At 66.5% G+C, this 1,328-nt stretch carries 1 protein-coding gene; it reads left to right on the top strand.

Annotation, left to right across the window (positions count from 1 at the left end; all coding sequences use genetic code 11):
- Positions 1–1,328: VCBS domain-containing protein (locus AC1DVH_RS31225; RefSeq protein ID WP_477757035.1), on the top strand; the 1,328-nt coding region annotated here is incomplete at both ends.

The raw sequence follows: 1,328 nt of genomic DNA, 5'->3' as shown, positions 1-1,328 counted from the left end.
GTTCAGCTCGGCCGACATCGATCACGATGCCACGGCGACCTGGACCATCAATGGCGCGTCCACCGGCACCTACGGTTCGATCGCGGTGGACACCACCGGCCAGTGGATCTACACCCTGGCCAATGGCAGCGACGGAGTTGCCAGTGCGGTGCAGTCGCTGAAGGCGGGCGAGAGTCATGAGGACGTGTTTACGGTGCAGGTCAGCGACGGCCTCGGCGGCGTCGACACCCAGCTGGTGACCGTCACCGTCACCGGCAGCAACGATGCGCCAGTGCTCAGCTTCGCGACGGGCAATGCGGCCGGCGCGGTGCAGGAAGACACCACGCTCAGCGTGAACGGCCAGTTCAGCKCGRCCGACATCGATCACGATGCCACGGCGACCTGGAGCATTGCGGGTACGGATACGGGCATCTACGGTTCGATCGCCGTGGACACCACCGGCCAGTGGACTTACACGCTGGCCAATGGCASCGATGGGGTCGCCAGTGCGGTGCAGGCGCTGAAGGCAGGCGAGAGCCATGATGACGTGTTTACGGTGCAGGTCAACGACGGCCTCGGCGGCGTCGACACCCAACTGGTGACCGTCACCATTACCGGTAGCAACGACGCGCCCGTGCTCAGYTTCGCGACSGGCAAYGMGGCSGGCGCRGTGCAGGAAGACAYCAMGCTCAGCGTCAGYGGCCAGTTCAGCTCGRCCGACATCGATCACGATGCCACGGCRACCTGGACCATCAATGGCGCGTCGACAGGCAYCTACGGCGCAATCGCCGTGGACACCACCGGCCAGTGGACCTACACSCTGGCCAATGGCAGCGAYGGMGTYGCCAGTGCGGTGCAGKCGCTGAAGGCGGGCGAGAGCCACGATGACGTGTTCACGGTGCAGGTCAGCGACGGCCTCGGCGGCGTCGACACCCAGCTGGTGACCGTCACCRTYACCGGCAGCAACGACGCGCCCGTGCTCAGCTTCGCGACCGGCAAYGMGGCSGGCGCGGTGCAGGAAGACACCACMCTCAGCGTCARTGGCCAGTTCAGCTCGGCCGACATCGATCACGATGCCACGGCGACCTGGACCATCAATGGCGCGTCCACCGGCACCTACGGTTCGATCGCGGTGGACACCACCGGCCAGTGGATCTACACCCTGGCCAATGGCAGCGACGGCGTTGCCAGTGCGGTGCAGTCGCTGAAGGCGGGCGAGAGCCACGATGACGTGTTCACGGTGCAGGTCAGCGACGGCCTCGGCGGCGTCGACACCCAGCTGGTGACCGTCACCATTACCGGCAGCAACGACGCGCCCGTGCTCAGCTTCGCGACCGGCAACGAGGCCG

Source organism: Pseudomonas sp. P4_C3, from assembly GCF_056402075.1.
Note: the sequence above shows the minus strand (reverse complement) of the source record. Positions and strands in the feature narration are given on the sequence as shown.